The 19,124-nt window shown below is 66.0% G+C and carries 14 protein-coding genes; 2 read left to right on the top strand and 12 right to left on the bottom strand.

The features are described from left to right. Position 1: 1 nt before the first annotated feature. The 4 genes from ACGTNF_RS02055 to ACGTNF_RS02040 form a co-directional block, all read right to left on the bottom strand. Positions 2-811 carry a Na(+)-translocating NADH-quinone reductase subunit C gene (locus ACGTNF_RS02055; protein WP_394600225.1) on the bottom strand — a complete coding sequence of 270 codons (810 nt, stop codon included), beginning with the start codon at positions 809-811 and terminating at the stop codon, positions 2-4. Then, a complete protein-coding gene (locus ACGTNF_RS02050; protein WP_394600224.1) occupies positions 811-2,037 on the bottom strand; it encodes an NADH:ubiquinone reductase (Na(+)-transporting) subunit B in 1,227 nt (408 codons plus the stop codon). The genes ACGTNF_RS02055 and ACGTNF_RS02050 overlap by 1 nt, the downstream gene beginning before the upstream one ends. Then, positions 2,037-3,386, bottom strand: a complete 1,350-nt coding sequence (locus tag ACGTNF_RS02045; protein ID WP_152478695.1) for a Na(+)-translocating NADH-quinone reductase subunit A — start codon at positions 3,384-3,386, stop codon at positions 2,037-2,039. The genes ACGTNF_RS02050 and ACGTNF_RS02045 overlap by 1 nt, the downstream gene beginning before the upstream one ends. A gap of 298 nt (positions 3,387-3,684) precedes the next feature. Beyond that, complete coding sequence (locus tag ACGTNF_RS02040) at positions 3,685-5,148, bottom strand: glyceraldehyde-3-phosphate dehydrogenase (protein ID WP_394600223.1); 1,464 nt, start codon at positions 5,146-5,148, stop codon at positions 3,685-3,687. A 182-nt stretch (positions 5,149-5,330) separates the two neighbouring features. On the opposite strand from ACGTNF_RS02040, the gene mfd reads away from it, so the two are divergent. Further along, complete coding sequence (gene mfd / locus ACGTNF_RS02035; RefSeq protein ID WP_394600222.1) at positions 5,331-8,780, top strand: transcription-repair coupling factor; 3,450 nt, start codon at positions 5,331-5,333, stop codon at positions 8,778-8,780. A 101-nt stretch (positions 8,781-8,881) separates the two neighbouring features. Then, a complete protein-coding gene (locus ACGTNF_RS02030) occupies positions 8,882-9,943 on the top strand; it encodes a L,D-transpeptidase family protein (RefSeq protein WP_394600221.1) in 1,062 nt (353 codons plus the stop codon). Positions 9,944-10,107: 164 nt separating this feature from the next. On the opposite strand, the gene ACGTNF_RS02025 is transcribed toward ACGTNF_RS02030, so the two are convergent. The 8 genes from ACGTNF_RS02025 to ACGTNF_RS01990 are packed head-to-tail and all read right to left on the bottom strand — an operon-like array spanning position 10,108 to position 19,117. Continuing rightward, positions 10,108-12,450: an EAL domain-containing protein gene (locus ACGTNF_RS02025; RefSeq protein ID WP_394600220.1), complete on the bottom strand. Its 2,343-nt coding sequence runs from the start codon at positions 12,448-12,450 to the stop codon at positions 10,108-10,110. 29 nt (positions 12,451-12,479) lie between these two features. Then, on the bottom strand, positions 12,480-12,959 hold the full coding sequence (locus ACGTNF_RS02020) for a TadE/TadG family type IV pilus assembly protein (protein ID WP_394600219.1): 480 nt from the start codon (positions 12,957-12,959) through the stop codon (positions 12,480-12,482). Further along, entirely contained in the window at positions 12,956-15,007 is a 2,052-nt protein-coding gene (locus ACGTNF_RS02015) for a pilus assembly protein TadG-related protein (protein ID WP_394600218.1), read from the bottom strand. The genes ACGTNF_RS02020 and ACGTNF_RS02015 overlap by 4 nt, the downstream gene beginning before the upstream one ends. Continuing rightward, complete coding sequence (locus ACGTNF_RS02010; RefSeq protein WP_394600217.1) at positions 15,007-15,351, bottom strand: DUF3613 domain-containing protein; 345 nt, start codon at positions 15,349-15,351, stop codon at positions 15,007-15,009. Before ACGTNF_RS02010 ends, ACGTNF_RS02015 begins: the two co-directional genes overlap by 1 nt. Continuing rightward, entirely contained in the window at positions 15,344-16,051 is a 708-nt protein-coding gene (locus ACGTNF_RS02005) for a tetratricopeptide repeat protein (protein WP_394600216.1), read from the bottom strand. The genes ACGTNF_RS02010 and ACGTNF_RS02005 overlap by 8 nt, the downstream gene beginning before the upstream one ends. A gap of 10 nt (positions 16,052-16,061) precedes the next feature. Beyond that, entirely contained in the window at positions 16,062-16,967 is a 906-nt protein-coding gene (locus tag ACGTNF_RS02000; RefSeq protein ID WP_394600215.1) for a type II secretion system F family protein, read from the bottom strand. Between the two features lie 21 nt (positions 16,968-16,988). Further along, a complete protein-coding gene (locus ACGTNF_RS01995; protein ID WP_394600214.1) occupies positions 16,989-17,870 on the bottom strand; it encodes a type II secretion system F family protein in 882 nt (293 codons plus the stop codon). Next, a complete protein-coding gene (locus ACGTNF_RS01990; protein WP_394600213.1) occupies positions 17,867-19,117 on the bottom strand; it encodes a TadA family conjugal transfer-associated ATPase in 1,251 nt (416 codons plus the stop codon). Before ACGTNF_RS01990 ends, ACGTNF_RS01995 begins: the two co-directional genes overlap by 4 nt. Positions 19,118-19,124 lie beyond the last annotated feature (7 nt).

Genomic DNA, 19,124 nt, shown 5'->3' with positions numbered 1-19,124 from the left:
ATCAGGCTCCTTCAGTGTCGGTGGAGGCATCCTGCACGGTCTCACGCTCGATGCCGCTGCGGAACCGGGCGAGGTACTCGCCGAAGCCCTCGGGGCTCAGCCAGAACTGCAGGAGGTTGGTGACGCCCTTGCTGGTCAGCGAGGCGCCGGAGAGCGCGTCGACCTCGGTCTCGCCGCTGGCGCCGCCCTTGACCAGGGCGATGTCCGGCTGAACGCTGTCGTCGCTGGCGAAGATCTCCTTGCCGTCCCACTGAGACTTCCAGCGCGGGTTGTCGACCTCGCCGCCGAGACCCGGGGTCTCGGAGTGGGAATAGAAGGTGATGCCCTGGATGGTGTTGCCATCGCCCTGCACCGCCAGGTAACCGCGCATCAGGCCCCACAGACCCTGGCCACGCACCGGCAGGATGATCTGCTCGGGGTCATCCGGGTTGCCGACCAGATAGACGGTGGTGAAGTTCTCCTGACGCGACAGGCCGGCGATGTCCTTCTCCCCCGAGAGGGTACGGGACTGGGCCGGATCGCGGGCCGCCTGGAAGCTGTCGTAGGTGGCCGCATCGAACTGGTCGGTGTACTCGCCGGTGCGCAGGTCGACGACCCGCGGCGTGACCTGTTCGAAGGCCTCCTCGACGTCGGTGCCGGGCTCATAGAGCCCCGCCACGTCGAGGATGTTCGACTTGCGGTCCAGCTCCTGGTTGAGCTCCTGCTTGGCGCGCAGGCCGACCGCGGCGGTGGAGACGATCACAGAACACACGATGCAAAGTGCGAACGCCACCGTCAGGATCTTCTTGATGGAGTTGTTGCTCTGTGCCATCAGGCGTTCTCCTCGGCCGGCACACCGGTGCGCTGCTGGCGGCGCTTGATGTTGGCCTGAACAAAGAAGTGGTCGATCAGCGGGGCGAACAGGTTGGCGAACAGGATCGCCAGCATGATGCCCTCCGGGAAGGCCGGGTTGACGACGCGGATCAGCACGGTCATGACGCCGATCAGGGCACCGAAGATCATGCGGCCCTGGTTGGTCATGGAGGCGGAGACCGGGTCAGTGGCCATGAACACCATGCCGAAGGCGAAGCCGCCGATCACCAGGTGCCAGTACCACGGCATGGCGAACATCGGGTTGGTGTCGGAGCCGATCAGGTTGAACAGCAGGCTGGTCGCCACCATGCCCAGGAACACGCCCAGCATGATTCGCCAGGAGGCGATCTTGGTCCACAGCAGCACGATCGCGCCGATCAGGATGGCCAGCGTCGAGGTCTCGCCCACCGAGCCCGGGATGTAGCCGAGGAAGGCGTCCCACCAGCTGAACTGGTCGGTCAGCGCGCTCATGCCGCTCTGGAAGGCGGTGGAGAGCGCGGTGGCGCCGGTGTAGCCGTCGGCCGCGACCCACACGGAGTCACCGGAGATCTGCGCCGGATAGGCGAAGTACAGGAAGGCACGGCCGGTCAGCGCCGGGTTGAGGAAGTTCTTGCCGGTGCCGCCGAAGATCTCCTTGCCGATCACCACGCCGAAGGTGATGCCGAGCGCCACCTGCCACAGCGGGATGGTGGCCGGCAGGATCAGGGCATACAGAACGGAGGTGACGAAGAAGCCCTCGTTGACCTCGTGGCCGCGCTTGATGGCGAACAGCACTTCCCAGAAGCCGCCGACCGCGAAGGTCACCAGGTAGATCGGCAGGAAGTAGGTCGCACCGAGCACGAAGTTGGCCCACAGGCTGCCCGGATCGTGGCCGCCTGCCAGGGTCATGACGATGGCCTCGCGCCAGCCGCCGGCGGCGCCGAAACCGTCGGCGATGGCCACGTTGGCCTGCCAGCCGGCGTTCCACATGCCGAAGAACATGGCCGGGAAGGTGCACAGCCACACCGTGATCATGATGCGCTTCAGGTCGATGCCATCACGCACGTGAGCCGTGGTCTTGGCGACGCTGGGCGGCGTGTAGAAGATGGTGTCCACCGCCTCGAAGAGCGGGTAGAACTTCTCGTACTTGCCGCCCTTGTGAAAGTGCGGCTCGAGATTCTCGAGTGTCTGTCGGATACCCATCATCAGGCCTCTTTCTCGATCATGGTGAGGTTATCGCGCAGGATGGGACCATATTCGTACTTGCCGGGGCACACGTAGGTGCACAGCGCCAGGTCCTCCTCATCCAGCTCCAGGCAACCGAGCTGCATGGCGGTCTCGATGTCGCCGACGATCAGCGAGCGCAGCAGCTGGGTGGGCAGGATGTCCAGCGGCATCACTTCCTCGTAGGCCCCCACCGGCACCATGGCCCGTTCGGAACCATTGGTGGAGGTGGTCGGGGCGTAGTTGCTGAGGCCCTTGATGCGCGACAGGTAGATGCCGAGCACCGAGTGGCGGTTCGCGCCCGGCGACAGCCAGCCCATGAAGCTGCGCTTGTTGCCTTCCTCGAGCAGGCTGAGCTGGGTGTTGAAGCGACCCACGTAGCGCAGGCTGCCCTCGGCGGTGAAGCCGGAGAACACCGAGCCGGAGATCACCCGGGTGTCATCGGGGTCACGGACCTCGCTGGCCAGCAGCTCCTCGGTGCTGGCACCGACGCGGGTGCGCAGCAGCCGCGGCTTCTCGGCGCGCGGGCCGCCCACGGCCACCACGCGGCTGACGTCGAGCTTGCCCTCGGTGAACAGCTTGCCGAAGGCGATGACATCCTGGTAGCCGATGTGCCAGACCTTCTTCTGCAGGCCCACGGGCGAGAGATGATGGATGTGCGTGCCGACCAGGCCGGCCGGATGCGGACCGCCGAAGGTCTCGGCCTGCACGCCCTGGACGTCGCCACCCGGCACGTCGGCGCCCGGTGCGGTGCACAGGAAGACCTTGCCTTCGGTCAGGCGCGTCAGCACCTTGAGGCCATCCTCGAAGGCCTGGGACTGGCCCTGGACGACGGTGGCGGGGTCGGCAGACAGCGGGTGGGTATCGACAGCGGTGACGAAGATGTCGTTCGGCACGCTGTCGATGGCCGGCGTGCGGGAGAAGGGGCGCGTGCGCAGTGCCGTCCAGAGACCGGAGTCGACCAGCTGATCGACCACTGCCTGACGCTCCAGGGAAGCCAGCTTGTCACGGTTGTAGGAGGCGAACTCCACCGCATCTTCGGACTCGTCGACCTTGATCACCACGGACAGCAGCCTGCGCTTCTCACCGCGGTTGATGGCGACGACTTCACCGCCGGCCGGCGCCGTGAAGCGCACGCCATCGATCTTCTTGTCCGTGAACAGCAGGTCGCCCAGCTTGACCTTGTCCCCCTCTCGAACCTCCATGGTCGGCTTCATGCCGATATAGTCGGTACCGAGAACCGCCACGTGGCGCACCGGACGCGCGTCTTCGACACGCTGCTCCGGGGCTCCCGTGATGGGGAGATCCAGGCCTTTCTTGACTTCGATCATAGTCTCGCCCAGTTGATGGATCTGATATACGAAGGAAAGGGGTGCGATTGGATCGGATTCTTGTGTTTTGTCCAGAATGTAACCAGTCGGGCCCGAGGCGAACTCGAACCACCCCGAAAAATCCCCCGCATTATAAAGAGAAGCCAGTGGAATGACTACCTGCCGGAAGGTCGCAGGAGGCCGCCCTCGGCAAGTGACGAAGTGTCGCAGAAGAGTGATAAAAGCGTTGAGGGAGAGACGTTTGGCGGGTGCCCCGGCCGAGCGGCCGGGGCGGAGGTGATGCAACGCGCGGGAGCGCTTAGCCCTGGGCGTGGGGCAGCTTGCGGAAGGCCACGTTGGAGATGTGCTGCAGGATGCGGATGACCTGGCAGCTGTAGCCGAACTCGTTGTCGTACCACACGTAGAGCACGGCGTGCTTGCCGTTGGCGATGGTCGCCTGAGCGTCGACGATGCCGGCGTGACGGTTGCCGACGAAGTCGGTGGACACCACCTCGGGCGAGTCGACGTAGTCGATCTGCTTCTGGTATTGGGAGTCGATCGACATGCGACGCAGGTAGTCGTTGAGCGATGCAACGTCGGTCTCGCGCTCCAGCGTCAGGTTGAGGATCGCCATGGAGACGTTGGGCGTCGGTACGCGGATGGCGTTGCCGGTCAGCTTGCCGCCCAGCTCCGGCAGCGCCTTGGCCACCGCCTTGGCGGCACCGGTCTCGGTCAACACCATGTTGAGCGGAGCGCTGCGGCCGCGGCGATCGCCCTTGTGGTAGTTGTCGATCAGGTTCTGGTCGTTGGTGTAGGAGTGCACCGTCTCGACGTGACCATGAACGATGCCGTACTCGTCGTTCAGCGCCTTGAGGGCCGGGACGATGGCATTGGTGGTGCAGGACGCGGCCGAGATGATGCGGTCGTCGGCATTGATGTCCTGATGGTTGATGCCGTAGACGATGTTCTTGACGTCACCCTTGCCCGGCGCGGTCAGCAGCGCCTTGGCCACGCCCTTGCAGGCCAGATGCTGGCCCAGGCCGTCCTCGTCGCGCCAGATGCCGGTGTTGTCGACCACCACGGCGTTGTTGATGCCGTAGTCGGTGTAGTCGATCTCGGACGGCGAGTCGGCGTAGATCACCTTGATGACGTTGCCGTTGGCGGTCAGGGTGCGCGCTTCCGGGTCGACGCTGATGGTGCCGTCGAAGGGCCCGTGAACGCTGTCACGACGCAGCAGGCTGGCACGCTTCTCGAGATCCTTGGCGATGTCGCCGCGGCCGCGCACCACGATGGCCCGCAGGCGCAGCAGGTTACCGCCGCCGGCCTTCTCGACCAGCACCCGCGCCAGGATGCGGCCGATGCGACCGAAGCCGTAGAGCACCACGTCCTTCGGCTCGCCGTTGCCGGTGTCCGCGCAGTGGCCGTCGACGATCTCGGCCAGCTCCTTGCGCAGGAAGGCCACCGCATCGCCGCCGCCCTGCTTCTTGTAGGCCACGCCCAGCTTGCCCACGTCGACGTGAGCCGGCCCCAGGTTCAGCTCGGTCATGGCCTTGACCAGCGGGAAGGTGTCCTGAACGGACAGTTCGGTGCCCTCGATCTTGCGCACGAACCGGTGGTCCTTGAGGATGCGGATCACGCTGCGATTGAACAGCGAACGCCCGTACAGCGTGGTCACGACGTTGTTGTGACGGTACAGGCTGCCGATCATCGGGATCATCTGCTCGGCGAGCGCCTGATTGTCGTGCCATTCCTGGAAGACGGTATCGGGGGTTTGCTGACTCACGTGGGGCCTCTCCGTGGGGTTGAGATTCGAGAGGCATTATCCGAGGGCGGGCACCAGGGGGCAATCGAGGGATAGTCGCAGACGCTGTAGGGGATTTACAGGAATTCGGGTTTCACTACATGACGGTGCCGGACTGTTATGATGCCCCCAGTCACCCATTGGACACGACGCAAGCGACGCCCATGCCGACCTTCTCGCCTCTCGACCCGCCCCGCCCCACGGGCCTGCGCGACACCCTCTACTGGCAGACGCCTCCCGGCAGCGCGACCGCCCTGGCCCTGGCGCACCTCGCCGAGGACGCGCCGCTGCTGGTGGTCACCACCGACACCGCCGCCGCCCAGCGCCTGGAAGACGACCTGGCCTTCTATTCACGGCTGCCGGTGCTGCCCTTCCCCGACTGGGAGACGCTGCCCTACGACAGCTTCTCGCCCCACCAGGACATCGTCTCGGCCCGACTGCGCACCCTGCGCCGCCTGCAGGACGGCGAGCACGGCATCGTGCTGGTGCCGATCAACACCCTCATGCAGCGCCTGCCGCCGGTGGACTACATCGCCGGCCGGGTGATGACGCTCGAGGTGGGGACCACGCTGGACCGCGAGGGCTTCCGCGACCGCCTGTCGCGCGCCGGCTACCGCGCGGTGGAGACCGTCTTCGAGCCCGGCGAATACGCGCTGCGCGGCGCGCTGATCGACCTCTTCCCGATGGGCTACGATGCGCCGCTGCGCATCGACCTGTTCGACGACGAGATCGACACCCTGCGCCACTTCGATCCCGATACCCAGCGCAGCGCCGACAGGGTCGAGCGCATCGAGCTGCTGCCCGCCCACGAGTACTCGCTGTCCCGCGGCGCCATCGCCTGCTTCCGCGAGGGCTTCGAGACGCTGTTCGACGTCGACCCGCGCCAGTGCCCGCTCTACGTCGATGCCCTCAAGGGCATCCCCTCCCCCGGCCTGGAGCAGTACCTGCCGCTGTTCTTCGACGAGACGGCGACGCTGTTCGAGCACCTGGCCGAGAGCACTCGCATCGCGCTGCTGCCCGGCGTGTTCGAGGCCGCCGAACACCATTGGGCGGCCATCGAGAGCCGCTATGAGAACCTCGGCGTCGATCCGACGCGGCCGCTGCTGCCGCCTCATCGCGCCTTCGTGCCGGTGGCCGAGGCATTCGGCGCCATCAAGCGCCATCCGCGGGTCGAGCTCACCGACGACGCCGAGCACCGCCATGCCCTGGCGCCGGCGGCGCGGCCGGCGCCGAACCTGCCGGTCAACGCCCGCGCCAAGCGTCCGCTGGCCGAGCTCGAGGACTTCCTCACCGAGCACGACGCCACCCGAGTGCTGTTCGTCGCCGAGTCCCGCGGCCGCCGCGAGGCGCTCGAGGAAACGCTCGCGCCGCTGAACCTGCCCCTGCCCCACGTCGATGACTTCACGGCCTTCCTCGACGGCGAGTCACGCACCGCCATCACCGAGGGCACCATCGACGCCGGCCTGTGGCTCGAGTCGCCGGATATCGCCGTGATCGGCGAGACCGAGCTCTACGGCGAGGTGGTGCGCCAGAGCCGCCGCCGTGAAAGGGCCACCGACGACAACGAGCTGGCGATCCGCCACCTGGCCGAGCTCAAGCCCGGCGCCCCGGTGGTCCATCAGGCCCACGGCGTCGGCCGCTATCGTGGCCTGGAGACGCTGGAGGCCGGCGGCCAGGCGGCGGAATTCGTCACCCTGGAATACGCCGACGGCGCCAAGCTGTACGTGCCGGTGGACAGCCTGCATCTGATCTCGCGCTACGCCGGCGTCGACGACGAGCTGGCGCCGCTGCACCGGCTCGGCTCCGAGCAGTGGGACAAGGCCAAGAAGAAGGCCGCCGAGCGCATCCGCGACACCGCCGCCGAACTGCTCGACGTCTACGCCCGCCGCGAGGCCCGGGAAGGCTTCGCCTGCGAGGCGCCGGACGCCGAGTACGCACGCTTCGCCGCCAGCTTCCCCTTCGAGGAGACGCCCGACCAGCGCGCCGCCATCGAGGCGGTGGTCGGCGACATGACCGCCCCCAGGCCCATGGACCGCGTGGTCTGTGGCGACGTCGGCTTCGGCAAGACCGAGGTGGCGATGCGCGCCGCCTTCCTGGCGGTGCACTCCGGCCAGCAGGTCGTCGTGCTGGTGCCCACCACCCTGCTCGCCCGCCAGCATTACGAGAACTTCCGCGACCGCTTCGCCGACACCGCGGTCAACATCGAGCTGGTCTCTCGCTTCACCGGCGGACAGGGCCAGAGCGCGGCCGCCAAGCGCATCGAGGAAGGCCAGGCCGACATCGTCATCGGCACCCACAAGCTGCTGTCCAAGTCGATGCGCTTCCCCAAGATGGGCCTTCTGATCATCGACGAGGAACATCGCTTCGGCGTCGCCCAGAAGGAGCGTCTCAAGGGCCTGCGCGCCGAGGTCGACATCCTCACGCTCACCGCCACGCCGATTCCGCGCACGCTCAACATGGCCATGAGCGGCATCCGCGACCTGTCGATCATCGCCACCCCGCCCGCCCGCCGGCTGTCGGTGAAGACCTTCGTCCAGCAGCGCGACGAGGCGGTGATCAAGGAGGCGATCCTGCGCGAGATCCTGCGCGGCGGCCAGGTCTACTTCCTGCACAACGAGGTCAAGACCATCGAGACCGCCGCGGAGACGATCCGCGAGCTGGTACCCGAGGCGCGAGTCGGCGTGGCCCACGGCCAGCTGCCCGAGCGCGCCTTGGAGCGCGTGATGTCGGACTTCTACCACAAGCGCTTCAACGTGCTGGTGTGCTCGACCATCATCGAGACCGGCATCGACGTGCCGAGCGCCAACACCATCGTCATCGAGCGTGCCGACAAGTTCGGCCTGGCCCAGCTGCACCAGCTACGCGGTCGGGTCGGGCGCAGCCACCACCAGGCCTATGCCTACCTGCTGGCCCCGCCGCCGCGGGCCATGAGCCGCGATGCGGTCAAGCGCCTGGAGGCCATCGGCCAGGCCGAGGACCTGGGCGCCGGCTTCACCCTGGCCAGCCACGACATGGAGATCCGTGGCGCCGGCGAGCTGCTCGGCGAGGAACAGAGCGGCCAGATGGAGGCGCTCGGCTACAGCCTCTATATGCAGATGCTCGACCGCGCCGTGAAGGCCATCCGCGAGGGCAAGACGCCCAACATCGAGGCACCGCTCGACGAGGGCGTCGAGGTCAGCCTCAACCTGCCGGCACTGATCCCGGACGACTACCTCCACGACGTCCAGCAGCGCCTGGTGATGTACAAGCGCATCGCCGGCGCCGAGACCGAGGCCGAGCTCAAGGAGCTGCAGGTGGAGATGATCGACCGCTTCGGCCTGCTGCCGGCGCCGGTCAAGACCCTGCTGCGCCAGACCCGCCTGCGCCAGCGCGCCGAGCGGCTGGGCATCGCCCGCCTCGAGGCCGGCCCCGAGAAGGGCCGGGTGATCTTCGCCGGCCATACCGGCGTCGACCCGCTGATCCTGGTGGAGCTGATCCAGCGCCAGCCCGATCGCTATCGCCTCGATGGCGCCGACACCCTGCGCTTCGAGGCCGACATGGAAGGCGAGGACGCGCGCTTCTCGGAGGTCGAGGCGCTGCTCGACCACTTCAACCGCAAGGCCGAAGCCGCCTGAAGTCCGCGGTGGCGACTGGCGAACCGTCGCCACCTCGGGCACTCTAACGACATGGCCGCTCCGCGCGAGCGGAGCGACCCCTGACGCCCCCGATTCGAGACATGACCAAGATGATCCCTTCACCCCTGCGCAGCACCGTGGCCCGCACGACCCTGCTGGTCGGGCTGACCACCGCCCTCGCCGCCCCGCTGCAGGCCAGCGAGGACCTGCCCCGCGGCTACTATTACCTGCCCGAGGAAGGCGACCTGGTCGGCGAGGTCTACACCATCGAGGCCGAGAAAGAAGACACCCTGATCGACATCGGCCACGAGCACGGCATCGGCTATCGCGCCATGGTCCGAGCCAACCCCGACGTCAGCGTCTGGTACCCCGGCGAAGGGACCGAGGTGACGATCCCCGGCCAGTTCATCCTGCCCGACGTCCCGCGTAACGACATCGTGATCAACGTCGCCGAGATGCGGCTCTACTACTATCCGCCGACCGAGGATGGTGAACGGCGCATCGTCCAGACCTACCCGCTCGGCGTGGGCCGCCAGGACTGGGAGACCCCGCTGGGCAACACCACCATCACCCAGATGGTCCGCAATCCGGCCTGGTACCCGCCGGCATCGATCCGCCGGGAACACGCCGAGGCCGGCGACCCGCTGCCGAGCGTCGTACCCGCCGGCCCCGACAACCCGCTGGGCACTCGCAAGATGCGCCTCGGCATTCCGGGCTACCTGATCCACGGCACCAACAAGCCGGAGGGCGTGGGCATGCGGGTCTCCCACGGCTGTGTGCGCATGCTGCCCGAAGACGTGGAGACCCTGTTCGACCAGGTCTCGGTGGGCACCCAGGTGCGCATCATCAACGAAAGCTTCAAGCTGGGCTGGTCCGACGGCACCCTCTACGTCCAGGCCTACCCCTACCTGGACGAGAAGCAGGGCACCACCATCCAGCGCGTCACCGAGGCCCTGGATGAGGTCGACGCCAGCACCGAGGGGCTCGACTACGCGGTGGATTACTCGCGGCTGCGCGAGGTCGTGGAAGTGCCGGGGGGCATGCCCGTGGCGCTCGAGACGCCCGCCGAGCCGCAACCCGAGCCCGCGCCGCGGTTCTACGAGCAGCTGCAGCTGATCGCCGCCACCGACGATGACGACGAAGACGAGGCCTCACGGGGCTGATTCGAGACCGGCCGCAGCACCTCGAGGGCCCGGCGATTGCCGGGCCCTTTTCGTTTCACGCAGGAGCCACCCGCAGAGCGAGCACTCCGCCACCGGACGCCGACGGCCCTCTCATCGCGTCGTCGCGACACGCGACACCGCCTTCTTCTCTTGGCACCTCACTGTCATGCGTCGTCAGGCTCGACCGCGCCCTTGAGGGACGGATCGCCCGCGCGGCCCGCTCGTGCCGATTCGTCCGCCGCCAGGCGCTTCACCAGAACCTCCACCGGCTGCGGACCACCGAACAGCGGCCCCTGCACCGAAACGAAGTTCATGCCGCGAATGGCCACCAGCTGGTCCGAGGTGGTGACCCCGGTCACGGTGATATGGCGCCCCGCCAGCTTGACCATGTCGCGCAGGCTCTTGATCAGCAGGATCGACGCCTGATCGGCGGGCACGCCGCGCATGAGCCGCGACTCGAGCGCCAGTCGCGTCAGTGGTTGACGGAAGATGGCCTCGAGCGCCTGACGAGAGTGCACCAGCCCCTTGAGCACCACCCCGAAGCCGCATGCCCGGCAGTAGCGAATCGCCGGCTGCAGCGGCCATGGCTCGTGCAACTCCTCACCATGCCACTGCAGCTCCACACCGTCCGTCGCCAGTCCCAGTGCCTGGCAGCGCTCGACCAGGGCGTCGATGAAGTCGGCATCGGACAACTGCGCCAGCCCCAGCGGCAAGGTCCAGATGGGGCGTGCGAAACGTGGCCCCTCCGACATCGCGGCCAATCCCGAGCGAGCCAGGGCCTCCAGGGCCAGCCTACAGAGGGTACGATCCAGCAGCGCACGCCGACCCGCGGCCTCGGCCAGCCGCATCAATTCTTTCCCGGGCACCTCGCCCCAGGTCGGATGCCGCCAGTAGGCGCGGAACTCCCCGCCGCAGCAGCGGCGGTCGGCCAGCAGGAAACGAGGCTCAACCAGCAGTGTCATCTGCTCGGCCAGCGCCTCGTCGGACAGGCCCGCCAGCGCCTCGGCCAGCGCCAGGCTGCGCTCCTCGGGCGCCACCGCCCCGGGCACCAGCTCCCGGGGGCGGCGCTCTCCGCCTCGCAGGACCTGCCGGGCGGCGCCCTGGGCCTCCTCGAGCAGGCCGAACGGCGTGCGGCCCATCGCCGAGCGGACGAGCCCGATGCGCGGCAGCAGCAGACGGTCACTGGTGCCGACACGAAAGGGAGCGGACAGGCTCTCCTGCAGCCGCTCGGCGAACATCGTCCCGGCCGGCGATTCCCCGCTCTCGTGTATCGGCAGGAAGCTCATGACGACGAAGACATCGCCCTCCAGGCGCGCCACATAACCTTCCCCGCGGGCGACCCGCCTGAGCCGCTTGACGATCCGCCGGATGGCCTCCTGGGTGCCCGCCGGCCCCAGCGTCTCCTGGAGGCCATCGAGTCGATCGAAGCTGACCCAGCACAGCTGAAAGGGATGCTGGCTGTCCAGGTAACGCTGCAGGCGTTGCTCGAGCCGCGGCCGCCCCGGCAGCCCGGTCTGCGCATCGAGGCCGAAGCGCGCACGCTGGCGCCGGCGATGGCGCTCGATGCCGAGCGCGCTCAGCAGGGCGAGCATCGCACCGGCACCCACCAGCAACGCCCCGAGCCATAGCCGCTCCGCCCGGGCGCGGCGCCCGATCTCCGAGGCCGGCACGTTGACGTATTGCACACCGTCACGCACCTCGGGCGACAACCGCCCGCGGCCGGCGTAATCCAGCCGCGGCGCCGCCGGAGCCGTCACGCCGCCCCCTCGCTCGAGCCCGCGCAGCAGGCCATCGGCCACCCCCGCCATGTCCGGCTGAACACCGCCGAAGCAGCCGTCGGCCAGCCACTCCGGCATCAGGCACCAGGCGCCTCGTCGGCTGCCCAACACCTCGGCGGCCTGCTGTCGCGGCACCCTGCCGGGCAGCCCCAGCAGCACCTGCTCGGTCCTGTCTCCCGCCACCGGAGCATCACGGCCGAGCACCTTTACGACATCCAGCCGGGCCTCCCCCTCCAGCAGCAGATCCCCCAATGACAGCAGCGGCGAGCCTTGCGTCACCCAACCCACGAGCCGTCTGGCCCCGGTGCCGTGTCGCACCCAGCTCAGATGACGCCGCAGTACCGGCAGCAGATCGAGATGCCCGGCGCCTTGGCGGCGCAGCCAGCGGCGATTGGCCGGCGAAAAAGCCCCATAGGCCGACAACCTCGGCGACGGGCTCACCCCGGAAGCCAATACCTTTCGATAGGCGGCAATCGCCGCATCGTGGAGCAGGATGATCCCTGTAGCATCTATGAGGGCCAGCTCCCGGCGCAGCTTGGCCGTGGTGACCTCAGCGTCTTCCAGGTACAGCACCCGCAGCGCGCCCGGGCCGTCCCTGGCCTCCAGGCGATCGTCGAGCTCACTCAGCAGCTGGCGATCCAGCCGCCCGCCCGGCTCCCCGGGCGCAATGGCCACGGTGGTGACCGCGGCCCAACTCGGCACCGCGACGCCAAGCGCCAGCAGAAGCAATCCCCCGCCTGCCCACCGCCGAAGGCGTGTCATAGACGGATGGTTGAGCTGGACTCGAGAGCCTCAAGATGAGGTACGGTGATGCCCAGTAGGCTCAGGCGCGGCAAGGACAGAACATTACCGCCATCACCTTCACTTCCATCATCGGTCAGGCGAACCTCGAGGCAGACCTTCAACAGATCATTGTCTTCAATGAGTTCATATCGCTTATCATTACCGTCAACACATCCCCTGATCAAATCACTACTGAGCCATGAGTTATTAACAACATCTGCAATCTCCTGATCGACAGCATTCGGATCGCCTGAAAACAATACAGTCCGCTCAATACTAAGCACGGCTCTCGCGGCATCCGAACTTATACCATGGAGGGTAAAGACCACGGCAAAGCAGATGGCGTAGCTGACGATGGCATATAAGATCAACAGAAACAGCGGAAAGATGATGGCAAATTCTATAGCCACTGAGCCCTTATCCCTGCGCCTTGACCGGTATCGTGCTAAACTCATAGCACCAACTCCCCGCCACCCCGACTGGGTTCCACATCGATGATACGGACATCCGCCGATCCAACCTGCACGCCGAGTGCCCCCAACAAGGGTTCAAGCACCTCTTCGGCGACCACCTGAGTTAAAACCTTCCTCAAAACTTCTTCGATGAAATTCACGACAGGAGTTGCGAGCGAGGAGCCATGTACGCCCAAACCCAACACATTCACCTCCAAATTAATCTGATGCAATGCGGATGCAAGATCGCCCGTCAAGTCAGAGATGTTTCCCGAAAAGCTGATGGAATTTTCATCAGGGAAGTAAACCAGCCCAGGATTTGGAGACATCACACTTCCACCCCAGCTGGCTTCATGTTTTTCCACCCAGACATCCAAATCAACGTCCGACCAACCATCTGTACTTCCACCGGAAGTCCCTAGCTCATCTTCGAGAGTTGGAACATCGCTATGATAGGACCATGGCTTGAGGCACAGAATACCTAAAATACAGTTTCTCGATTGAATCTCGGTCGCATCATCAGGATTAATTCGAGTCTGCTTACCTCCCAAAAGTTCACTAACACCGCTGAGCAAGCCATCGATCACCCCTCCGGCTGTCTTGACGACATTATCCACCAGATCACCTTCGCCAGAAACCCCCAAAGACGAAGTAAGATTGGACACCAAACCACCTTGAGTAATCCCCGTACCCGAATCATTTGAGACACGCGTATCACTGAGAATACCAACTTCTAACTCTAGCTGAAGATCCACAGGCTGGTGATAGGCCGATACGGTCAGTTTATAGCCATCCTCTTCATTACCCTCTACCTTATCGATACCGGCACGGGTACCCGCCGACCAGACGCCGGCTCTTAGACTGACATCAGCCAACAGGGGCACTTCAACAACCCCTTCCATTCCAATTCGAAGCTGAGCTGTTCTAGCTTCGGTAATCCACTCGCCTTGGCAGTACCCTTCAGTACCGTTGGCGCAACCTGCCTGCCCCACCGCTATACGGGGCGATTCAATCACGTCAAGCACAATATTGGCACTGCCTAGCTCAGCAATACTGGCTTCCAGGCTATCAACTTCAAGAAAACGCCCATTCCCCATTAGCACCATTGTATGCAACAAATTCTGCAAACCTATCTGAGCTTCCATGGCTTCGGCTGGCGTGGTGGAATCGACAGCAAGAAGATCTCCGAGCTTCAGAAAACAGGAAGCTTCATCACAGTCATCATTTGCATCACTGGAAGGTTCAAGCTCGATAAACGACACCAACGCTTCTTGAAAAAGCTCCACACTAGATGTGGCAACATCTTGGCCGCGAACTATTGCAGCCAAATCAGATTCTGCCAACTTCCCGATATCCAGCTCGACATCCTGAAGCAGCCCGTCTTCCGTCCCGGCTTTGGCTCCCAAATCGAGCAGATCGCCAATAGAAAGCGTTGCGTTGGCTAAACCCTTATGGCTTAAGGCATCGACAGTCGTTTCATCACCCAGCAACGTCTTGAGAAGGCCGCTTTCTTTTGATGTCAGCAATCCAGAGCCAACACTGAACGTCACAGTACCATTGCGTTGTCTGGCAACGGCCATTGCGTGCAACGTCGTGTTGGGCTCAACATCATACCCTGGAATCAAGCCTGCGAGATTGGCCATCAAGTTCGTCGGCACCGAATGATTCAGTTCGACCTTTACCGCATCTTTCACCTCGGCACTGCCATCAAATCCATAGCGGCCATCCGCCACGAAGACTTTGCCAGCGACAAGACGGTCTGCTCCCACGATCTCATCGGATAAATCCAGGCTATAGCCATTTTCCGAAGCTGCCTCACGAGCGAAACTTTGTTGTTCATTTTCCTCACAGGCATCCAAATAATGACAGCTCGATACAACAGAAAGTGCAATCAAGTCCGCCACCCGCTGAAGATTCCGCTTCTCCATGTACAGCCGCCCGGTATCCAGCGCCAGGGCGATGCACACGACCACGAGCGTCATCACACAGGCCCCGAGCACGCCGATCACGCCACGCTGGCGCCGCGGACCGTAGAAGCGGCAGGTCGTCATCACTCACCGAAGCTCAGGTCGATGTACTGTTCGGGAATCGCGTGAGTGAAGCTCTGCAGGTAGCGATCATAGATCCGCGACTGCACCTCGCCGGACAACGATTGCCGGTGCCGGCTGGCGATCCGTCCGCTGCGCTGCAGCTCGAACAGCCGCTCGGTGCGCGCACCCACGTCGGCACGGCGGTGATCCACCGTCGGCATCGCCCCCTGTCCGGAAGGCACATCATCCTGCGCCCAGGCCAGCGGAGCTGCGATCAGCATTGCCCCGCAGGCACCCAGGCACCGCACACGCTTCATCATCCTGCTGGAACGCATCACGCGATCTCCTTGCTCGACGTTATCCATGTTCTCGGGCTCGCTCATCGGTCGCCAGCCGGCGCAGCCGAACCAGCAGTTCATCATCCAGGTCGTACCGACGCGCCAGCCGCTCGGCCTCGACGACCCGCCCTTCCTGCATCATCAGCAGCACCAGGTTGGAGGCGGCACGCCGGCCAGCCCCGCCCAGCTCGAGCGCCGTCAGCAGCTCTTCCCTCGCCCGACGGTGCTGGCCCTCGAGCAGCAGCAGATATCCCAGGTCGTTGCGGATATCGGCATCGGTGGGCCGCGCGCCGCGCGCTTCTTGCATCAACAGCAACGCCTCGTGGCGATCACCGCGGGCGACCGCGTTGCGCGCCATCCCCTGATAGGCATCGGCCGCCAGGCAGCCGGTCGCCAGCGTCTCGTAGACCGCATCCGACTCGTCGCGACGCCCCGCATCACGCAGGGCGTCGCCCTTCATCAAGGTCGTCTCGGCGTAGTCAAAGCCGCTCTCCTCGAGGTGGGCCAGCGCCGAACGCGAGCGCCCGTCTTCCATCTGCTGACGGATCATGTCGATACGCAGCCCCACATCGGCGCTGTAGCGTTCGCCGCAGGGTCCGGTGACGTCCTTCACCTCGTCGCGCTGCCCAAGCCCGATCAAAGACATCGGCTGCATGCCCCCGGCACAGCCGCTGAGGATCGCCATGAGCAGCGTCGGCAGGCCGACTCGAAGGCATCGTGTCATCATCGCTTGCACCTCAACTTCCCAGGCTCTGGAGCATGCCGCCCAGGTTGATCACCGCCGGTCCGGCCAGCACGATCAGCAGCGCCGGAAACAGGAACACCATCATCACCAGCGACATCTTGCCCGACAGGCTCGACACCGCCTCCTGGATACGCATGCGGCGACGATCGCGCAGCCGCTGGCTCAGGTCGAGCATCGCCCGACGCGCCCCGCCGCCGGATGACGATATCTGCGCCAGCAACTTGAGCAGGTCCTCGAGCCCCTCACTGGCCTGGAGGGCCGCCTGCTCCTCGAGCACTTCTTCGCGGGCCTGCCCCGCCTCGATGCGCAGCAGGATCAAGCGCAGCTCCCGCACGCTCTCGGGACAGGTGTCATCCAGGTTGTGAATCAGGCCGCGCAGCACGCCTTCCAGGGTCATCCCCGACTCCCACAGCATGCGCGTGACCTGAATCACCATGTCGGCCTCTTCATTCAGGCGCGCCACCCGGCGGCGGCGCACCCGCTTCAGCCAGATCCAGGCGCCGACGGCCGCCAGCGCGGCGAAGGCCAGCCCGGTCATCATGGCCGAGAGCCAGGTCTGCCCGCCCTGAAGGGCATGCAGCACGCCGCCACTGAACACACCGAAGAGCACCAGCGCCACGCAAAACAGCAGGTGGAGCTGAGCACGCGTGCCGATGAAGCCTGCCTGACGCAGCACCAGCGCCAGCTCCGCCAGCCAGGGCCGGCCGCGGGTCTGCCGGCGCCAGATCACCCGGCCGCTGCCCATCAGCCGCGCCTCCCTGGCCGCCACCTGCTGGCGACGGGGCGCCCCCTCCGGCGATGCGCTGCCCGGAGCCGTGCCCGGCATCTCGCGCCGCCCGGCACGGGCCAGCCACAGGCAGATCCCGGCCGCCGCCAGCACCAGCAGGGCACTCGTCATCAGCCACACCATGGCCTTCTCCTATATCGACTTGAGCATCCGCCACAGCGCCACACAGCCGCCTACCTCCAGCAGCACGGCCACCCACAGCCCCATCCGACCTCCGGCACTGTCCAACATCGGCGCCAGGAACTCGGGATTGCTGAACCACATGAAGCCCGCCATCGCCACCGGCACCGCCGCCAGCACAAAGGCCGTGACGCGGGTTTCGCCCGTGAGCGCCCGCAGTTCGCGGCGGCCCTTCTCCTGCTGACGCAGCAGCTCGACGAAGCTGCCCAGGATGTCACGCAGGCTGCCCCCGTGGGTCTGGTTGACCTCCACCGCCGTGGCCAGCAGGCCAAACTCCTGGAGCTTGAGCAGCCGCGACTCGCGATATAGCGCCTCGTGGAGCTCCATGCCCAGTTCGCGGCGCACGTTGACCCGCGCGGTGGCCTCGCGCAGCAGGCCGGTGGAGGCCTCGCCGTTGCGGCGGAAGGCGATCTCGACGGTGGCACCGGTGCCCAGATCACGCACCACCCGTTCCATGAAGGCCGGCAACTGGGCACGCAGCCGTCGACGCAGGAGCTGCGCCCGGCCCCTCAGGCTCAGATTGATCAGCACCAGCGCCCCCAGCACCAGCAGGGCACCGACAAGGTGCGACAGCAGCATCAGCGCCACCACGACCGCCACCAGGGTCAGCCCCCCGACGAGCCAAATTCCTCGGGGGGTGGCATGAATGCCGGCGGCCAGCAGGTAATCGAGCAGCCACTGCATCAACGATTCCGACGGCATGCGCCGGGCACGCCGCCTGGGCTTCTCGGCCCGCAGCGTCCTGTCGCTCTCGTGCTTGGCGCTGCGCCACAGCAGCCAGGCGGCGGCCAGCAGCAACGCCATGGTCAGGGCCCAGAGTTGCCAGGCACTCATGCGGCGTCCTCGATATGCTTGTGCCAGTCGACGGCGTCGATCAGGCGACGATCCTCATGGCGATAGAGGCGGGCCAGCTCGACCCGGCCTTCTCTCAGCCCCCGCACCTGCTGAACCTCGACCACATGGCGATGGCCGTCGGCGTCCCGCGTGACATGCACCACCAGGTCCAGGGCCGTGGCGATGATCTGATTGACCAGCCCATCGCTGCCCTCGAAGCCGGCCAGGCGCACCATCATCTGCAGGCGCACCAGGGCATCCCGGGCGGAGTTGGCGTGCACCGTGCTCATCGAGCCCAGGTGGCCGGTATTCATGGCCTGCAGCATGTCCAGCGCCTCGTCGCCGCGGCTCTCGCCGAGGATCACCCGGTCGGGTCGCATGCGCAGCGCATTGCGCACCAGCTGACGGGCCGAGACCTCCCCCTCCCCCTCGCTGTTGGGCGGGCGGGTCTCGAGGCGCACCACATGGCTGTTGCCGAGCTGCAGCTCGGCGGCATCCTCGATGGTCACGACCCGCTCATGGGCGGGGATGTCGCGGCTGAGGATATTGAGCAGCGTGGTCTTGCCGGAGCCGGTCGCGCCGCTGATCAGGATGTTGCGACGCTCGGCGACCGCCGCCTGCAGCATGGCCATCAGCGCCGGGGTCACCGCCTGGCCCTGGATCAGCGCCTCGGCCGTGAGGGCCTCACGACGGAACTTGCGGATCGACACGCAGGGCCCGTCCAGGGCCAGCGGCGGAATCACCACGTTGACCCGCGAGCCGTCCGGCAGTCGCGCATCGACCATCGGGCTGGATTCGTCGAGCCGCCGCCCGAGCGGGGCCAGCATTCGCCGCACCACGCGCAGCACGTGGGCATCATTGATGAAGTGCTGCGCGACGCCCTCCAGCCGCCCCTGGCGCTCGACCAGGATATTGTGCGGGCCGTTGATCAGGATGTCGGAGATATCGTCATCGCCCAGCAGCGGCTGCAAGGGGCCGTAGCCGGCGACCTCGTTGAGCACCTCCCGCGCCAGCGACTCCAGCGCCTCGACCGGCACCCGCTCGCCGCGCTGGTCGAAATAGTCCCGCACCAGGCTCTCGATGCGCACCAGCATGGCCGAGGGCTCGTCGCCGAACAGCCCCTCGTCATCCTCCAGACGCTCGATCACCTCGCGGTGCAGCGCCGCCTTGAGGGCGCCATCGGTCAGGTCGGGCGCCGACCGCGACGGGGTCGGTTTGTGTCGAGTCAGCGAAGACCAGGCCCCCATACCACCT

It is taken from the genome of Halomonas sp. B23F22_10 (assembly GCF_043496975.1).
GTDB classification, from domain to species: Bacteria; Pseudomonadota; Gammaproteobacteria; order Pseudomonadales; family Halomonadaceae; genus Halomonas; species Halomonas smyrnensis.
This window is presented reverse-complemented; position numbering and strand designations above follow the sequence as displayed.

What these genes read in the sequence shown, in the direction of transcription:
- ACGTNF_RS02055 (WP_394600225.1), bottom strand. Translation starts at nt 811, where the DNA reads ATGGCACAGAGCAACAACTCCATCAAGAAGATCCTGACGGTGGCGTTC.
- ACGTNF_RS02050 (WP_394600224.1), bottom strand. Translation starts at nt 2,037, where the DNA reads ATGATGGGTATCCGACAGACACTCGAGAATCTCGAGCCGCACTTTCAC.
- ACGTNF_RS02045 (WP_152478695.1), bottom strand. Translation starts at nt 3,386, where the DNA reads ATGATCGAAGTCAAGAAAGGCCTGGATCTCCCCATCACGGGAGCCCCG.
- mfd (WP_394600222.1), top strand. Translation starts at nt 5,331, where the DNA reads ATGCCGACCTTCTCGCCTCTCGACCCGCCCCGCCCCACGGGCCTGCGC.
- ACGTNF_RS02030 (WP_394600221.1), top strand. Translation starts at nt 8,882, where the DNA reads ATGACCAAGATGATCCCTTCACCCCTGCGCAGCACCGTGGCCCGCACG.
- ACGTNF_RS02020 (WP_394600219.1), bottom strand. Translation starts at nt 12,959, where the DNA reads ATGAGTTTAGCACGATACCGGTCAAGGCGCAGGGATAAGGGCTCAGTG.
- ACGTNF_RS02015 (WP_394600218.1), bottom strand. Translation starts at nt 15,007, where the DNA reads ATGACGACCTGCCGCTTCTACGGTCCGCGGCGCCAGCGTGGCGTGATC.
- ACGTNF_RS02010 (WP_394600217.1), bottom strand. Translation starts at nt 15,351, where the DNA reads ATGGATAACGTCGAGCAAGGAGATCGCGTGATGCGTTCCAGCAGGATG.
- ACGTNF_RS02005 (WP_394600216.1), bottom strand. Translation starts at nt 16,051, where the DNA reads ATGATGACACGATGCCTTCGAGTCGGCCTGCCGACGCTGCTCATGGCG.
- ACGTNF_RS02000 (WP_394600215.1), bottom strand. Translation starts at nt 16,967, where the DNA reads ATGACGAGTGCCCTGCTGGTGCTGGCGGCGGCCGGGATCTGCCTGTGG.
- ACGTNF_RS01995 (WP_394600214.1), bottom strand. Translation starts at nt 17,870, where the DNA reads ATGAGTGCCTGGCAACTCTGGGCCCTGACCATGGCGTTGCTGCTGGCC.
- ACGTNF_RS01990 (WP_394600213.1), bottom strand. Translation starts at nt 19,117, where the DNA reads ATGGGGGCCTGGTCTTCGCTGACTCGACACAAACCGACCCCGTCGCGG.